Origin of the sequence: Pseudoalteromonas sp. R86517 (assembly GCF_042466295.1) — a bacterium.
Taxonomy (GTDB): domain Bacteria; phylum Pseudomonadota; class Gammaproteobacteria; order Enterobacterales; family Alteromonadaceae; genus Pseudoalteromonas; species Pseudoalteromonas atlantica.
In genome coordinates this window covers 621,129-638,442 of record NZ_JAXHCB010000003.1, presented here as the reverse complement: position 1 = coordinate 638,442, position 17,314 = coordinate 621,129, and the positions used below count along the sequence as shown (strand labels likewise).

12 protein-coding genes are annotated in these 17,314 nt (G+C 39.7%); 8 read left to right on the top strand and 4 right to left on the bottom strand.

The features are described 5' to 3' along the window. Position 1: 1 nt before the first annotated feature. Positions 2–901, bottom strand: coding sequence for an ATP phosphoribosyltransferase (hisG, locus tag SJY38_RS19530; protein WP_004586378.1), 900 nt, complete (start codon positions 899–901; stop codon positions 2–4). Positions 902–1,337: 436 nt separating this feature from the next. On the opposite strand from hisG, the gene SJY38_RS19525 reads away from it, so the two are divergent. Then, the gene (locus SJY38_RS19525) at positions 1,338–1,586 is read left to right on the top strand and encodes a hypothetical protein (RefSeq protein WP_004586377.1); all 249 of its coding nucleotides are present in this window, start codon (positions 1,338–1,340) and stop codon (positions 1,584–1,586) included. Between the two features lie 79 nt (positions 1,587–1,665). Here SJY38_RS19525 and SJY38_RS19520 read toward each other — a convergent pair whose 3' ends face one another. Both SJY38_RS19520 and SJY38_RS19515 read right to left on the bottom strand, forming a co-directional pair. Further along, positions 1,666–3,603: a cytochrome c/FTR1 family iron permease gene (locus tag SJY38_RS19520; protein ID WP_377110641.1), complete on the bottom strand. Its 1,938-nt coding sequence runs from the start codon at positions 3,601–3,603 to the stop codon at positions 1,666–1,668. A 133-nt stretch (positions 3,604–3,736) separates the two neighbouring features. Continuing rightward, positions 3,737–5,020, bottom strand: a complete 1,284-nt coding sequence (locus SJY38_RS19515; protein WP_256846251.1) for a sodium:proton antiporter — start codon at positions 5,018–5,020, stop codon at positions 3,737–3,739. A 503-nt stretch (positions 5,021–5,523) separates the two neighbouring features. On the opposite strand from SJY38_RS19515, the gene SJY38_RS19510 reads away from it, so the two are divergent. The 5 genes from SJY38_RS19510 to SJY38_RS19490 all read left to right on the top strand — a co-directional run bounded on the left by SJY38_RS19510 (position 5,524) and on the right by SJY38_RS19490 (position 12,758). Further along, on the top strand, positions 5,524–7,704 hold the full coding sequence (locus SJY38_RS19510) for a M4 family metallopeptidase (RefSeq protein ID WP_377110640.1): 2,181 nt from the start codon (positions 5,524–5,526) through the stop codon (positions 7,702–7,704). Positions 7,705–7,777: 73 nt separating this feature from the next. Next, entirely contained in the window at positions 7,778–9,631 is a 1,854-nt protein-coding gene (locus tag SJY38_RS19505) for a M20/M25/M40 family metallo-hydrolase (protein ID WP_377110639.1), read from the top strand. A gap of 98 nt (positions 9,632–9,729) precedes the next feature. After that, positions 9,730–11,646, top strand: coding sequence for an ATP-dependent DNA helicase (locus SJY38_RS19500; protein ID WP_377110638.1), 1,917 nt, complete (start codon positions 9,730–9,732; stop codon positions 11,644–11,646). 9 nt (positions 11,647–11,655) lie between these two features. After that, positions 11,656–12,360 (top strand): tRNA (adenosine(37)-N6)-threonylcarbamoyltransferase complex dimerization subunit type 1 TsaB, encoded by a 705-nt coding sequence (gene tsaB, locus SJY38_RS19495; protein ID WP_273586362.1) that lies wholly within the window; start codon positions 11,656–11,658, stop codon positions 12,358–12,360. 68 nt (positions 12,361–12,428) lie between these two features. Then, complete coding sequence (locus SJY38_RS19490; protein WP_377110637.1) at positions 12,429–12,758, top strand: hypothetical protein; 330 nt, start codon at positions 12,429–12,431, stop codon at positions 12,756–12,758. Between the two features lie 64 nt (positions 12,759–12,822). Here SJY38_RS19490 and SJY38_RS19485 read toward each other — a convergent pair whose 3' ends face one another. Next, positions 12,823–14,112 carry an alkaline phosphatase gene (locus SJY38_RS19485; protein WP_377110636.1) on the bottom strand — a complete coding sequence of 430 codons (1,290 nt, stop codon included), beginning with the start codon at positions 14,110–14,112 and terminating at the stop codon, positions 12,823–12,825. Between the two features lie 579 nt (positions 14,113–14,691). Here SJY38_RS19485 and SJY38_RS19480 point away from each other — a divergent pair. Then, positions 14,692–15,543, top strand: coding sequence for an alpha/beta hydrolase (locus SJY38_RS19480; protein WP_377110635.1), 852 nt, complete (start codon positions 14,692–14,694; stop codon positions 15,541–15,543). A gap of 115 nt (positions 15,544–15,658) precedes the next feature. After that, entirely contained in the window at positions 15,659–17,311 is a 1,653-nt protein-coding gene (gene fadD / locus SJY38_RS19475) for a long-chain-fatty-acid--CoA ligase FadD (protein WP_024031721.1), read from the top strand. Positions 17,312–17,314 lie beyond the last annotated feature (3 nt).

Genomic DNA, 17,314 nt, shown 5'->3' with positions numbered 1-17,314 from the left:
CTTACTCCATCATTTTTTCAATTGGCATTACTAAAATAGAGTTAGCGCCTAGGGCTTTAAGCTGCTCCATTGTTTCCCAAAATAATGTTTCGCTGCTTACCATGTGAAGTGCTACGTACTCTTCGTTACCAGCAAGTGCAAGTAGAGTAGGTTGGCCAGAGCCTGGTAAAATTTCGCAAATTTCATCAAGTTTAGTTTTTGGCGCGTGTAGCATAATGTATTTGCTTTCTTTAGCTTGTTTAACACCACGAAGGCGCGGCATAAGCTTATTGATTAGCGCTAGTTTGTCTTCATCTTGCAGGTCTTTATTTTGAATTAAACACGCGTTTGATTCTAAAATTGTATCACCTTGAATCAAGCCGTTCGCTTCAAGCGTTGCACCGGTTGAAACTAAATCACAAATTGCATCTGAAAGACCGGCACGTGGGGCTACTTCTACTGAGCCTGTAAGCATTACAGTGCTTGCATTAATGCCTTCACGCTTTAACCACTGCGTTAAAATTTCTGGGTAGGTTGTTGCAATACGTTTGCCTTCAAACCAGCTTTTATCACGTGGGCCAAGCTCTTGTGGCCATGCAAGTGCAAGGCGGCAGTAACCAAAGTCTAGTTTTGCTAGTTTGCTAACTTCGCTTGGTACACCTTGGCGTTCGCGTTCGGCTTGTACTTCTACTAGTACGTTTTCGCCAACAATACCTAAATCACAAACACCGTCCATTACTAAGCCCGGAATATCGTCATCGCGCACACGAAGTACGTCAATTGGCATATTGGTTGAGTGTGCAATTAAGCGTTGCTCACGTAGGTTTAATTTAACACCTAGTTGCTTTAGTAAATCTTGACAATCTTTAGACAGGCGACCGCCTTTTTGGATGGCGATACGTAGACGATTTGTGTTACTCATTATTCATTTTCCTTTAATTTAAAAACTAAAAACCCCGAGGGGAACCTCAGGGCGAAAATGAATCAATGTGTTTTGAATCGCCAGAGGTTCCTTTTAGGAATAACCTCTCAGCGAAAGACCTGACAGGTTATTCCGGTGAATGGTGGTGATGATGTACTGTTGTCAGGTTTAAGCGCATTTTTGTATCCTATTTTGCTTACCGCTATTTAGTGAGCGTTAAGCTTTAATCTGTTTCAATAAATTTCGCATTCATAAAAACATAAACCGCCTAGCTAAGGCAAGTTTTTTTTTACCAAATTAAAGCATATCTTATAACTGCCGATAATATTGAGAGCTAATCAGTATTTTTAGTTGTTTTAATGTTTAAATTGTAGGCAAATTGGGCTTTGTTGGTCAATTTATCTAATTTTTTAATAAACAGGTTAAGGAGGGGAGTATGGATATAATGATCCCTTTTTTAGGGAAAATTTCGCGGTTAGAGCTTGAGCCAAAAAGTACATTTCATATTGCAGGTGTGCAAAATATGCCGCAAGCGCAAAAAATTAAGCTTGAAAATGAAAAAAAGCAGACGCTCAACAAAAAAAGATTAGCGCAGGCGCAGGGCAAAAAAAGTGCAAGTGCAGCTAATGAAAAAGCGATTACCGTAGATGACGAAGGGAATAAACATTTAGATACGTGGGCATGATCTAAACCCTTAATAGTAAAAAGCCACGTACAACTTTTTACTATTAAGGGCGTGTTGTTCTTTACGCTTTATATATTTGTTAGTGCTTTTTAGCTTTAATAATGTAAAAGCTAAATATAACAGCTACGGTAAGTTGCGCTATAAAGCCTTGCCACGTAGATTTTAAACCCAGTAGTGCAATATCAAAGTTTATCGGCATTACACTAATCGCGACTAAATCAGCCTCTTGTAATGCAATGACAGCTTTACCCATTAATACAAAGGCAAGTGCAAATAATAAATAAGTTGTATAGGCAAAAAACTTAGCAATAGGTAATTTAATCGAATATTTAACTAACACCCATGCAATAAGCGCTAATAAAACCACACCCAATGCAAACCCAATAGCCACCGATGAATACTGTGCTTGCGAGCTTTGCGTTAATAACGACTGATAAAATAATACCGTCTCGAACACTTCACGATATACCGCTATAAACGAGAGGCCCGTGAGCCCCCATAGTGTGCCAGACTCTAATCGCGTATTAATATTTTGCTGAATATATGCCTGCCACTGCTGAGCACTAGTTTTACTGTGCATCCATACCCCAACATATAGCAAAATAATAGCTGCAAATAGGGCGCCTATACCTTCCATTACTTCGCGGCTTGCACCACTTATTTGTATTAATGTTTGCGCTGCTGCCCATGTTAAGCCACCTGCTATGAGGGCCATTCCCCAGCCAATATGAACGTATTTAAGCGCATCTTGGCGTTTGGTTTTTATAAGTACGGTCATTAGCGCTATAACAACTAATAGTGCCTCTAGACCTTCGCGCAGTAAAATAAGTAAACTGGCTGATAGCAAGGCGCCATCACTAAGTGTGGTGTCATTAAGTAGGTTGTTTGCTTTTGTTAATTGTGCAAGTACAGCGTTAACTTGCGCACTGACAAGCTCGGTGTTTTTTTCATTTTTGAATGTGTAACGTAAGTTCATCAATTGTACTTCAATGCTTTTACGCAAGCTTTCATCGTATGCATTTAAGTTATTTTCTATCAGCTCAAAACCATCTAAATAGGCACTGATAGCCAGTTCGCTGGCTTTTGCATATTCACCATTACCATGTGCATTTTGCGCTGCAATAAGTTGCGAGCGTGCAACGCTAAGTGGCTGAGCTTTGTTTTTAAATAAGTGTTCTGGATTACCGCGCAGCCACTTAATAAATTGAACTTGGGCAGGGGATTGATTTTGTGAAAGCTGCGCAGGGTTAAGATTAATGATGTCTGAAGTGCTGATTGTCTGGTTATTGTGTTGCGGCTTAGTTATATCTTGAAAAGCTAAACTTCCTACATAAAAGGCGAGTGACCAACGTTGTTGCTCATTAAATTGGCTAAAAGCAACCATTGGCGTATCGTCTATGCCATTGGATACAGCTTCATATAATCCCATAATTGTGCGATTTGTGGCTCGCTCTTTATCCGTAAAGTTGGTGGGCTGTGGTGTTAAACCTTTAGCAAGTGGGCCATCACCTTGTCCATTTATGCCATGGCACATAGAGCAATTTTCTGCAAAAAGTGCTTTTGTTTGTTTTAGGGGTAATAAAGATGTAGGCAAAGAAAGCTGTGGCATAAATTCAAGCAAAGACTCCCTAAGCTTTGAGCTCGCAGCACGAACACTTTGTACGCTTTGTTTATTTATAATGGCGTTATGTAAGGCGCCAGCTTGTATTTTTATATGACTGTATTGATTATTAGCACTGCTTAACTGTGTGGCTAGCGTGCTTATTAAATTTGCAAACTCAGACATTTCTTGAAATTCGTCTTTACTGACTACCTCGCCTTTTTGCACCGCGCCAACGTAATCAACCCCTACGTACTCTGCAAGTTGTGATATTTGTTTAATTTTAGCTTGCTCGGCAGGCGTAGAGGCAAAAGCAGAAAAACATAAAAAAGTGAGTAAGAACAAAGGAAAGAGAAAAACGTGGCGACGTGTAATGCCATAAAATAACGAAAAAACACTTGTATACTTACTGGACATAATTAGCCCTATAAAAAACATTTAAAATTAAAACTATTTTTATTACGCTTAAAATAAATAAAACCGTGCTAAAAATAATCCCCCATAAATAACTAACCCGCAGTGAATAGACTGCGGGTTTAATAAATAAAACTTAGTGATTTTGCTCGGCAGATTTAATACTGCTTTGAATGAGAGGAGAGATAGTTAAACCTTGCACAATAATAGAAAATATAACCACAACATAGGTCACAATAACGATTAAATCATGCAGATCACTGCCTGATATAAATACTTGATCCCGAGGAATAGCTGCAGCCATAGCTAATGCTAAACCTCCACGTAAACCACCCCATGTTAAAATTTTAACGCTGTGTTTGTCGTAGTTTTTAAAGCGCTTAAATATTACAAATGGCGCACCAACACTAATAAAACGTGCTAATAAAATAGCAGGGATCATAACAAGGCCTAAGCCAATTTCACCCATTGTTACTGGCATAGTGACAATCAGCATACCAATAATCAAAAATAACAAAGCGTTTAAAAAGCTGTCGGTGGCGTGCCAAAAGTCTTTAATATAGCGCGTGTTTTCGGGCCCTGTGCGCTCGGTTGCTTTTGCGCGAGTAATATTACCTAAAATAATACCACTGGTTACCATGGCAAGCGCGCCTGATATTTCCCATACATTGGCAGCGGCAAAACCCGCAGTTGGAATGGTTAAGGTTATTAATAGGCGTATATTTACATCTTTACAGTTAATAATTAAAAAGTGACCCACAAGGGCCATTGCTAAGCCAAACACGATTCCACCTATGGCATCAACAAAAAACAGCTCTGCAATGTCGGCTGGGTTGGCATCGGTGCCAAAAAATGCAACAGAAAACAGCGTAGTAAAAATTACCAAACCAATACCATCGTTAAATAAAGACTCGCCTTCTACCTGTACCGAAATACCTTCAGGGGCGCGTAATTGTTTAATAATTGCCAGTACAGCAATTGGATCGGTTGGGCTTATTAAGGCGCCAAAAAGTAAACAATAAATAAAAGGGACGGGCCAGCCGAGTGCGGCAAAAATATAAAAACTTAAATAGCCAATTAAAAAAGTAGAGACTACGGTAGAGAACAAAACTAAAGCGGTTATTTCCCATCGTTGTTTACGCAGTGCCAACAGGTTAATTTCTAAAGCACCTGCAAATAACAAAAATCCAAGCATGCCTTTTAAAAGCAATTCATTAAAATTAATACTGGCTACAATTTGCGTCATTTCTAATGCAGTTGTATCGCCTAATAACTTAACTGAAATAATTAATAACAACGATATAACAACCGAGCCCGTTGTTATAGCAATCGTTGTTTGCATTTTAAGAACATACTGGTTTGCATAAGCAATAAAAATTGCGATAGCAGAGAGAAAACAAATGAGATACCAAGCATTCATTGGCTAACCTTAAATTTATTTTAGAGAACAAAAAAGATCGAATTAAACGAGCCGTATATTACTCCTGTGACTAGGCTGTGTCACAGTATTTATAGGGCTTTTAGCACTTTTTTTATGTCTTTAGGAGACATATGGTTAATGCAAATTTACTGGTGTTATTGCTTGTAATGAAGAGATTAACACAAAGTTGCCTAGGCAACGTAATGGCTAATTAATGCCGTTAATTGAATAAAGTAAACGCGGCTATTTTGCGGGTGTAATAGTGTAATTTAGTGTAAATATATGTATACAATTTGTATCTGTTTAAGGTTTTACTGATTTTGTGTGTTTTTTAACCTACTGTAATTTCTGTTGTTCTAACGTTTCCTAATACTTTACTTGTAAATTAAATGTTTAATTTTCATAACTCAAATTTGTAACATAAGCTTGATCCTTAATCGGGTACAAGTAGTTCCGGTTAATACAAATCCACTACAAACTAAATATTTTGACGGAGCGTAAACGTGAATTTATCAAAAATCACATTAGCAACTTTTGCTGCTTTAACCTTGGTTCAAGCAACAGATGCAGTAGCTGCGAACAAGAAATACCTAAATCAACAAACGGCTTTAAATAATATGATGCAATCAAATTCGGCATCCATTTTATCTACTAGCCCTAAAGACTTGATTGGGTTAAGTGTAAGGAACGAGTTAGTTGTATTAAAAGAGTTTATAAGTAATAACGGTGAAGTAACTCGCCGTTATCAGCAAACATATCAAGGTTTACCAGTAATTGGTGACACTTTAAGCCTTACATTTAAAAATGGCATGCTTAAAAAAGCCCATGGCGCTGCGGTGTACGATATTGAAGGCGATATAAACGATGTAAGCGCTAAATTATCTGTAAAACAAGCCATGCTTCAAAGCCAAAATGTAGGCATAGCTGCAAAAACTAAAGGTTTAAAAAAACACAATGAGAAATCAAGGTTAGTGATTTGGGTTGATCAACAAAGTAAGGCGCATTTGGTGTATGAAGTATCGTATGTAACCTACGGCAAATCGCCATCACGCCCTTATCAAATAATCGATGCTAATACCGGTGAGGTTTTGCTCAGCTACGATAACTTACAACATGCTGATGCTACGGGACCAGGGGGGAATCTCAAAACAGGTAAATATATTTACGGTACTGACTTTAGCAACCTAGATGTGTCTCAATCTGGTAACACCTGTGTTATGGATAATGCCAATGTAAGAACTATAAATCTCAATGGCGGTACAAGTGGCTCTGCTGCCCATTCATTTACCTGCCCAGAGAATACAGTAAAAGAGATAAATGGGGCTTATTCGCCGCTTAACGATGCTCATTATTTTGGTAACGTTATTTTTAATATGTATAACGACTGGGTGGGGTCGCCACCGCTAAGTTTTCAGTTAAAAATGCGCGTACATTATTCAAGTAATTATGAAAATGCATTTTGGGATGGCAGCGCAATGACCTTTGGCGACGGGCAAAGCACTTTTTACCCACTCGTAAGCCTTGATGTATCAGCACATGAGGTAAGCCATGGCTTTACCGAACAGAATTCTGGCTTAATTTACAGCGGTAAGTCTGGTGGCTTAAATGAAGCTTTTTCTGATATGGCTGGTGAAGCGGCTGAGTATTACATGAAAGGCACTAACGATTGGTTAGTCGGACAAGATATTTTTAAAGGCAATGGCGCGCTTCGCTATATGAATAACCCATCACAGGATGGACGCTCTATAGATAATCAAGGTAGTTATACCTCTGGCATGGATGTGCACTATAGCTCGGGTGTATTTAACAAAGCATTTTATAACCTTGCTACTACACCTGGTTGGGATACTAAAAAAGCATTTGTAGTCATGGCGCGTGCAAATCAGCTTTATTGGAGTGCGAGTACAAATTGGGATTTGGCCGGTAACGGCGTTATGGACGCTGCGTGTGACTTAAATTACAACCCAAGCGATGTACAAGCTGCATTGGCCGCAGTGGGAGTTAGTTCAAACCTAAGTGCAGGGAGCGATTGCTCGAGCACACCTGTGCCTACGGATGAGGCGTTAACAAATAAAGTAGCACGTACGGGGATCAGCGGCTCTGCAAAAGCGCAGATGTTTTTTACACTCGATGTACCAGCGGGGGCAACAGATCTTGAGTTTAATACCGCTGGAGGCTCGGGCGATGCAGATTTATATGTAATGTTTGCAAGTAAACCCACACTGAATACGTATGACTGTAAAAGTACCACCTCTTCAAGCACCGAAAATTGCAGTATTTCGAACGTCCAAGCAGGCACCTACTATGTAATGGTAGAAGCATGGAATGCTATAGCTGATGTATCGCTTACTGGGAGTTTTAACAATTCAACAGGAGGTGTCACACCGATTAACAGAACCGAGTCTAATATTAGTGTTTCAACTAATAGCTGGGCTCGATTTACTCAAGACTTAGGAGCGGGCTATAGTAATTTAACCGTTACTATTTCTGGTGGAAGTGGCGATGCCGATCTTTATGTAAATTATGGTTCAGCGTCGAGTACGTCAACTTATTTGTGTAGACCTTATAAAAATGGCAACAGTGAAACGTGTTCGTTTGATAACCCACAATCAGGTACCTGGTACCTAGATTTAAGAGGGTACAGTAATGCAAGCGCAGTAACACTGAGTGTGTCTGCGAATTAAACATTGATACCAGGGGCCTAGTGCCCCTTTTTAATTTTATGGATACCAGTATTGCCAATTATAAGGAATACCAATGAAACCTTTTAAACTACTAAGTGCGCTGAGCTTATTTACTACAATGGGCGTTGTAGCACAAAGTGAAACAAACAAAGTGTGGGTAAGCATAGATTCAACTGCAGCGGCACATTATGAGTATACCCAGCATGGATTAGTACAAAGATTGCCCTTTGCACAGCGCTCAACAAGTGCGCTCGAAAATATAGACTTGGTAAATATACCTGCTGATCAGGTAAATAATCTAAGCGAATTTATGCACCACAATTATAATCGGTGCGGTGGGTTTGTGGCACATGATTCATGGCAAGAGGCGAGCAGTTACGCAACACAATTAGCCGCGGCGCATACTATACAAAATACATTAGCATTTAGTTATTCTATTGATAACGAACAAACAGTACAAAATTTAATGTCATCAATTAGCACCGTTAACCTCGATAGCACTGTTAACTCTTTAACCAGTTTTAATAATCGTTATTACACCTCACAAACAGGGATAGATGCTGCAAATTGGTTAAACACATATTGGCAACAAATAGCGCAAAGTCGCAGTGATATTAGCATTGCAACTTACCCGCATAATTGGGCGCAATCGTCGGTTATAGTGACAATTGAAGGCAATGAAAAAGCAGATGAAATTGTTATTATTGGCGGCCACCTTGATTCGATAAATCAGTCAAACCCCAGCAATGGACGTTCACCTGGTGCTGATGATAACGCCTCAGGCATTGCTGTGCTATCAGAGGCGCTGCGCGCGATTGTACAAACTAATTACAAACCACAGCGTACGATTCAAATTATGGCGTTTGCAGCGGAAGAGGTCGGCCTTAGAGGTTCAAGTGATATTGCAAGCAGCTACCAATCGCAGGGTAAAAATGTAGTGGGCATGGTGCAGTTTGATATGACAGGCAATAATGGCAGCCTTGAAGATATAGTTATGATGACTGATTATACTAACAATGCACAAAATCAGTTTTTAGCAGCGCTTTTAGATACCTACTTACCGCAATTAAATTATGGATTTGATCAGTGTGGTTATGGGTGTTCTGATCATGCGTCATGGTATCAGCAAGGATTTGCAGCCTCTATGCCTTTTGAATCAAAAATGGGCGATATAAACCCGCTTATTCACACCCAAAACGATAACCAGTTTGATGCTCAACATGCCAGTAAATTCGCCAAGTTGGCAGTAAGTTATGTTGCCGAAATGGCAAAAAATGCCGGCGATACCGCGCCCCCTACTAATAACCAATTAACCAATGGGCAAACACTTAGTGGGATCACAGGGGTTGCAAAAGAGCAGTTTATTTACACTTTAGCTGTGCCACAAAGTGCGAGCAATTTAAAATTTATTACGACAGGGGGCACAGGGGATGCAGACTTATACGTGCGCTACAACCAAACACCTACACTGAACGATTATGATTGTAAAAGCACTACCTCAAGTAGTAATGAACGTTGCGATATTAATCCCTCTAGTGAAGGAGTTTACTATGTGATGGTACACGCATGGAATGCGATAGAAAATGTATCCTTAACCGGAAGTTACAATGAAGGGGGGAGTATTGAGCCTATCAATCGGAGCATTACAAACATAAATGTTTCTGCTGGGAGCTGGCAGCGCTTTAGCCAAAGTTTAAATACGCAGTACGCATCATTAGATATAACAATGTCTGGTGGCAGTGGCGATGCTGATTTATATGTAAACTTTGGCACTCCTTCTAGTGATTCTGAGTACTTGTGCAGGCCATATAAAAATGGCAATAGCGAAACCTGTTCGTTTTCTGCGCCACAAACAGGTAATTGGTATATCGATTTAAAAGGGTATAGCAATGCCAGCAATGTCACGTTATCTGTAAATGCACAATAACGTGTAAAGGGGTGTGAGCCCCTTTACAAAATTCTAATTTCAATTGGCTTGCCCTTATAGCCAGGCTTACGTAAAATCTCGCTATTATTTTTTGTAAAGTGACTGGTATTATCAAACAGCTGTTTAGTGCAACCGGGCCGTTAGCGTTATCTTTAGATGGATACACGCCTCGCCAACCTCAAATTGATATGGCCGTTGCCGTTAACGATGCATTAAAAAATAGCACGCAGTTAGTGGTTGAAGCGGGCACTGGTACAGGTAAAACGTTTGCCTATTTAGCGCCTGCCCTTAAATCTAATGGTAAAACAATTATCTCTACAGGCTCTAAGGCCTTGCAAGAGCAGTTATACCACCGCGATTTACCTCAGCTAGTAAAAGCACTTAATGCCTCTAAAAAAACCGCATTGTTAAAAGGGCGCGCTAATTATCTGTGCACTTATAGGCTAAACCAACATGTAGCCCATGTACCAACAGACGATCCTGATGTAATGCATCAACTTGCTATGGTTGCAAAATTTGCCAGTGAAACACACTCGGGTGATTTAGCTGATTGTATTGGTATTGAAGAAGACGCCAAGGTACTGCCCTATGTTAATTCGACAGCCGATAATTGTTTAGGCAAAGAGTGTCCAGACTTTCAATCATGTTATATACGCAAAGCGCGTTTAAATGCAGCCGAAGCGGATGTAGTGGTTATAAACCATCATTTATTTTTTGCTGATATGGCAGTAAAAGACTCCGGTTTTGCCGAACTTATGCCCACCGCCGACGCTTATATTTTTGACGAAGCACACCAGCTTAGCGAAATTGCTAGTGACTACTTTGGTGAAAGTATTAGCACTAAAAAGCTGGTGGATTTAATTAACGATTTACGCGCTATTTACCGTGCAGAAATTCCCGATATGCTGCAGCTTGGCAAAAGCCTTAATAAGCTTGAAACCAGTGTGGCTGATTTACGTTTACAGTTTGGTGTAGATGGTAGCCGAGGAGATTGGCGCGAAAAGCTCAGTGATAAATTAATTTGCGCAGCGCTGCATCGGGTAATTAGCGATTTAGACTTTGTTTATCAGGTATTAAAACTGTGCCTAGAGCGCAGTGATAAAATAGAGCATCCGTTTGAGCGCACTTTAGCGTTTAAAGGTCAGTTAGAGCGTGTTTTTGATACCGCACAAACGGGCTTTAGCTATTGGTACGAAACCACGCGGCGCTATTTAACGGTTAATATTACGCCACTTAATGTCTCTGCTAAATTTGCTCAAATGATGAAAGACACCGGCGCAGGGTTTGTATTTACCTCAGCCACGTTATCGGTTGATAATAAGCTCGATCACTTTAATGCAAGCTTAGGTATTACTCCTGCGCAAAGTATGATGGTTGATAGCCCCTTTGATTATCCTAATCAGGCGCTTTTATGCTTACCACGATATTTGCCTGAATCGCACGCAGAGAACATGCCTCATGCAATTATAAAATTAACCCTAGAGCTGATTAAATCGGCTAAAGGGCGTTGCTTTGTGCTGTTTACAAGTTACCGAATGATGCATTTGGTGGCTGAGGGGTTAACCACACAAATGGACTACCCAGTTTATATGCAAGGGCAAATGTCTAAGCGTATAATACTGGAAAAATTTACGCGCCATGGTAATGCGGTATTGTTAGGTACTGCCTCGTTCTGGGAAGGGGTTGATGTACGTGGTAGCACGCTAAGCTGTGTTATTATTGACAAGTTACCTTTTGCAGCACCGGATGACCCATTACTGCAAGCCAAAATGCAAGATTGCCAAATGCAAGGCAAAGACCCGTTTGCTCATATACAGTTACCGCAAGCTGTTATTGCGCTCAAGCAGGGCGTGGGGCGTTTAATACGAGATAACAAAGATAAAGGCGTGCTGGTTATTTGCGACAACCGATTAGTAACGCGCCAATATGGCCAAGTATTTTTAAAAAGCTTACCGCCGATGCGCCGCACGCGAAGCTTAGAAGATGCAAACACATTTTTAAAACACATTAACTAGAGTACTAAAATGATTAAAAGTAATATTCTTGCCCTAGACGCCTCAACCGAAGCGTTATCTATAGTTTTACACTTTGAGGGCCAAACATTTCATCATTTTGAAGAATGCCCACAGCAACATAGTCAAAAAATACTCCCTTTAGTTGATGAGCTGCTTAATAAAGCACAGTGTAAATTAAAAGACTTAGACGTTATTGGCTTTGGCCAAGGGCCAGGTAGCTTTACCGGTGTACGCATTAGTGTTGCTATTGCACAAGGGCTAGCTTATTCAGCCAATTTACCATTAGTGGGTGTTTCAACCTTGGCAATTATGGCCCAGCAAGCGTACGAGCAAACGCAGGCACCAGTAGTGTATTCAGCTATAGATGCACGCATGGGAGAAATTTATTTTGCCCAATACCAGGTAAATAACGCACGCATGGAGTTGGTAAATGAAGAGTGTGTTATAAAACCAGAGTTATTAAGCGAAGAGCACATAAGCAGTGAAGAGTTACACGCGATTGCCGTTGGCACGGGATTTAAAAGTTACCCTGATGCACTTAAAAACGTTAGCAATATAACCATAAATACAGACATTACTTTGCCAGATGCTCGCTATATGCTTAGCCATGTAGACACGGCCTTTTTAAAGGGCGAGGTTGTTAAAGCAAGTGATGCGCAACCTAAATATGTGCGCGATACAGTAACATGGAAAAAACTACCGGGTCGCGAATAAGCATAAGAGTTGCAAATTGGGTGTTTTTAAATCATAATTTTTAATATGTTTATTGTTGGAAGTTATCTATGACTTTGCCAATTGGCGCTGGTTTTTTTACTGGAGATATTCCTGCAAAGGTTACCTCTACAAAAATTATACCCTCTAAACCACAAGGTTTAGCGGATGATAGCGCCAGTCAAAAAACAAACACAGATTATGTAAAAACTAGTAAAGCGGGTGTAGAGCTTGCTAATCAATACTTTAATCAAAACACTAGTAACGCAAAGTACAGCCAAACTATTTATGACCAACCAAGCCCAACGGTGAGTAAAGCAATTTCAACATATACAGAATTTGCAAATTTAGAGCGTCGCGCCGAAGTACAAGATTTAATAGGCGTCGATATATACGCTTAGCCCCAGTAACAGTAAAAAATAAAAAGCCCGAACACAGGTTCGGGCTTTTTGCGTAAGCTTATGGCTACTGTTTAATAAAGCCAATTAGTTTATCGGCAATATCTGTATTATTTTGAGCACCGTTAAAGTGTTCACTGCCTTTACCGTAGGCAAATACTTGTACATCTACAGCGGTGTGTCCGCCTGTTGTCCAACCAGTAAAGCTGGCGTCACTAATAATACTTTTAATGGCTAAATTAAGCGCTGTTTCGCCCATTTTTTTCGCTTGTTCAAGTTTTACTTTATTAGCCGGTGTATATTCAATACCTGTGTTGGCGCGCCAAATAGGCTCTAGGTCATCAGCAGCGAGTAATCGCTTTGTCAGCTCAACGGCTGTTGCTTTAACGCCTTTAATAACTTCTGTATCCCACTTATATTGTCCGTGCGCACCGAGGGTTAACCCACCAGTTGAATGATCTGCAGTAACCACTAATAAAGTATCAGGGTTTTTATCAATATAGGCTTTTGCTTTTTCAATCGACTGTGCAAAGTCATCCATTTCGGCCATGGCACAGGCTACATCGTTAGCATGTCCACACCAATCAATTTGGCTGCCTTCAATCATTACAAAAAAGCCGTCTTCATTTTGGCCGTCGAGTAAATCAAATGCTTTAGCTGTTAGTTGCGTTAAGTGGTTTGAATCAGCATCAAGCGCAAACGGCAGACCCATTGGGGCGTATAAGCCAAGTGCCGGTACTTGTGTGATCTGAACAAGGTTTTTTATATCATCGCTATATTGATAACCAGCTGCTTTAAATTCATCAACGAGGTTACGGTCTTCTCTAATAAAATACTGCGTACCGCCGCCTAGCATTAAATCAACAGGGAGTTTACCGGCAATTTTGTTATCTATGTATTCATTAGCAATGGCATCGTAATTTCGCCGTGATTCGTTATGTGTAGCAAAACTAGCTGGGGTGGCATGGTTAATTTGCGAGGTAGCGACTAATGCCGTTGTCATACCACGTTCTTTTGCTATTTCTAGCATGGTTTTAACGGGCTTTTTGTCTGTATCGACTGCAATAGCACCATTATAACTTTTGTGGCCGCTACTCAGTGCGGTTGCACCTGCAGCACTGTCGGTAACATAAGTGTGATCGTCAGGGTAAGTACGCGCCATGCCTGTTAAAATAGTATCAAATACGGTTGTTTCAATCTGCTTGGTGGTTGGATCATCTTTAAAATAACGATAAGCGGTTGTATAGGCAGGACCCATCCCGTCACCAATCATATAAATTACATTTTTAGGTGCATCGCTTGCATAAACACTGGTAGATGCACATAAAAGCGCTAATAAGCTAAGTTGGTTTTTCATTTTTATCCCTATGAATGTGCTGTTTAAATAGCACCACAATTGTATATGGTTACGGCGTGTTGAATTTGCAGCATAAATACCAAACATGCGCTGCCCAAAAATTCTTTCTAAGGCGATTAAGTTTTTGCTAGGTTTTTACTCCGTCCACAAGGTTACAAACCTCGTACCAGGATTTAACCGCCCGTAGATTGAACAAATTTCAATCCACAAAGTTCAATACGCCCTCGTATAATAATGAAATGAAGTAAGAATAAAAAGCAAAGTATATAAACAGGTTTGGCTAATTGTCACTAAAACAATACAGCCATTTTTTTAGCTTATGTTAATTATAGTGTAATGAATATAGTGGTATACATTACCTACCTGAAGAGTATTTAAGCTCTGTTTGTAATTATTTATTGAATTAATGAAACTTAAAATATTTTAAGTTATTGAAATTAAATACATAATTAAAATTCAAAAGTTAACCTTACAAATAAAGTGGTCTTTATAAATATAAAAAATATAAAAACTTTTGGTATTAGAGGTCTGACAACTAGTATGTTATAAATAATGTCGCACGTTAAAAAGAGGTGTCTGTTGCAGCAATTTGAAATAAAAACAAGAAATATAACATTGCGTGGCTTACAAAAAGGCACTGGCGATGAGCTGGTTATAGCCTTGCATGGGTGGCTAGATAACAGTAATAGTTTTACACCTATGCTAGATAAAGTTAACCCGCAGCATACTTGGTATTGTGTTGAGTTTGCTGGGCATGGGCTATCTGATTGGCGCGCACAGGACGCTCATTATTATTTTGTTGATTATATTGACGATGTGTACCAACTTATAAAGAGCTTAGGGGCAAAAAAGGTACATTTAGTCGGCCATTCAATGGGCGCAATGGTGGCTGGTTTATTTGCTAGTTGTTTTAGTGAGTATGTGTATTCAGTTACCTTTATTGAAGGGATTGGCTGTGTTACAACCCCCAGTGATGAAGTATGTGAGCAATTAAAAGGGGCGATACTGAGCAGAGAGCGCGCCTACAATAAAAAAAAGCGCGTTTATAAATCGCAATCAGCGATTATCGATGCGCGTGCAAATACAACAGATTTAAATAACGAACTGATCACCTTATTGATGAGTCGTAATATTAAGCAAAGTGAACTAGGGTATGAGTTAACAACAGACCCTAAGCTTAAAAATCACTCAGGTTTTAGGTTTGATGAAGCGCAATGTATTGGTGCAATAAAACAATTAATTGCACCAAGCCAATTAATTTTAGGTAACCAAGGTTATTCGTTTGTAAAACAAAATTTGGCCAAGTATATTAGCTATTACAACAACTTGAAGGTAATTAATGTAGATGGCGGGCATCATTGCCATATGCAAAGCAGTGGGTTATGTTTTGAGCATATTCAAGCCTTTATGCTGCAAAATGGTGCATGTTAATTGTAAATTAGCGCCAAATGTGGGATTATTCCTGCATTAGAGTATTTGCTCAATTGTTAAAGTGCCTTACTTAGATTAAGGTTAATAAAAATATAATTATAAACAGGGGCTAAGAGTGGAAAAAATCTGGCTTAAGCGCTACCCAGAAGGTATGCCTGAAACAATCGATCCTGAGCATTACAACTCGTTACTCGAAGTGTTCGAAAAAAGTTTTACCGATTACAAAGATTTACCTGCATTTACGAATATGGGTAAAACATTATCGTATGATGAAATAGATACAGCGACACAACGTGTTGCCTCGTATATTCAAAATGATTTAGGTCTTAAAAAAGGCGACAAAGTTGCCGTAATGATGCCTAACTTATTACAAACGCCTATCGCTATTTTAGGTATTTTACGTGCAGGGTGTGTGGTGGTTAACGTAAACCCACTTTACACAGTACGAGAGCTTGAGCATCAATTAAAAGACTCTGACGCGTCAGCTATTTTTATATTGGCTAACTTTGCAGACACGCTTGAAAAAGCACTTGCAAAAACGGATGTAAAACACATTGTTGTTACCCAAGTGGGCGACATGGTGGGTGGTATTAAAAAGCATATCGTTAATTTTGTGGTTAAATACATAAAAAAAATGGTACCCAGCTACAACCTGCCAAATACAATTAAGTTTTCAGATGTGCTAGCAGGTGACCCTGCAAAGTATACGCGCCCAGAAATGAGCTTATCTGATCTGGCCTTTTTACAATACACAGGTGGTACAACCGGCGTATCTAAAGGGGCGATGTTAAGTCATGGCAACATGGTTGGTAACCTTGAGCAAGTATCGGGCTGTTTAGATAAAGTATTAGACCGTGGTACTGAAGTTGTTGTTACTGCATTACCGCTTTATCATATATTTGCGTTAACGGCTAACTGCTTAACGTTTATGAAATACGGTGGTTTGAATGTATTAATTACAAACCCACGTGATATGCCAGCATTTGTTAAAGAGCTTAATCAGCATAAATTTACTGCTATTACCGGTGTAAATACCCTGTTTAACGGGTTACTTAACACACCAGGGTTTGCAGAGCTTGATTTTAGTCATTTAAAAATGTCATTAGGTGGCGGTATGGCGGTACAACGTCCTGTAGCTGAAAAATGGCAAAAAGTGACTAATTCTAAATTAATGGAAGGTTACGGTTTAACTGAGTGTGCACCGCTTGTAACTGTAAGCCCGTACGATTTAGAAGCTTATAATGGCTCTATTGGTTTACCTGCTCCTAATACCGAAATTAAGCTAATGCTTGAAAACGGAGAAGAAGCGGCAAAAGGTGAACCCGGTGAGCTATGGGTTAAAGGCCCACAAGTTATGCTAGGTTACTATAACCGCCCAGATGCAACCGCTGAATGTTTGCAAGATGGCTGGTTTGCTACCGGCGATATTGCCACATACGACGATGAAGGTTTCTTCTATATTGTTGACCGCAAAAAAGACATGATCATTGTATCGGGCTTTAATGTGTTCCCAAATGAGATAGAAGAAGTGGTTGCCATGCACGACGGCGTACTAGAAGTCGCGGCTATTGGTATCCCGCACGATGTAAGTGGCGAACAAGTTAAAGTTTTTGTTGTTAAAAAAGACCCTTCTTTAACTGAAAAAGATATAATAAATCACTGTCGTGATAATTTAACTAATTATAAGGTGCCTAAACTCGTTGAGTTTAAGGATGAGTTACCTAAAACAAATGTAGGTAAAATTCTCAGAAGAGCCCTAAAAGATTAGTAA

What these genes read in the sequence shown, in the direction of transcription:
- hisG (WP_004586378.1), bottom strand. Translation starts at nt 901, where the DNA reads ATGAGTAACACAAATCGTCTACGTATCGCCATCCAAAAAGGCGGTCGC.
- SJY38_RS19525 (WP_004586377.1), top strand. Translation starts at nt 1,338, where the DNA reads ATGGATATAATGATCCCTTTTTTAGGGAAAATTTCGCGGTTAGAGCTT.
- SJY38_RS19520 (WP_377110641.1), bottom strand. Translation starts at nt 3,603, where the DNA reads ATGTCCAGTAAGTATACAAGTGTTTTTTCGTTATTTTATGGCATTACA.
- SJY38_RS19515 (WP_256846251.1), bottom strand. Translation starts at nt 5,020, where the DNA reads ATGAATGCTTGGTATCTCATTTGTTTTCTCTCTGCTATCGCAATTTTT.
- SJY38_RS19505 (WP_377110639.1), top strand. Translation starts at nt 7,778, where the DNA reads ATGAAACCTTTTAAACTACTAAGTGCGCTGAGCTTATTTACTACAATG.
- tsaB (WP_273586362.1), top strand. Translation starts at nt 11,656, where the DNA reads ATGATTAAAAGTAATATTCTTGCCCTAGACGCCTCAACCGAAGCGTTA.
- SJY38_RS19490 (WP_377110637.1), top strand. Translation starts at nt 12,429, where the DNA reads ATGACTTTGCCAATTGGCGCTGGTTTTTTTACTGGAGATATTCCTGCA.
- SJY38_RS19485 (WP_377110636.1), bottom strand. Translation starts at nt 14,112, where the DNA reads ATGAAAAACCAACTTAGCTTATTAGCGCTTTTATGTGCATCTACCAGT.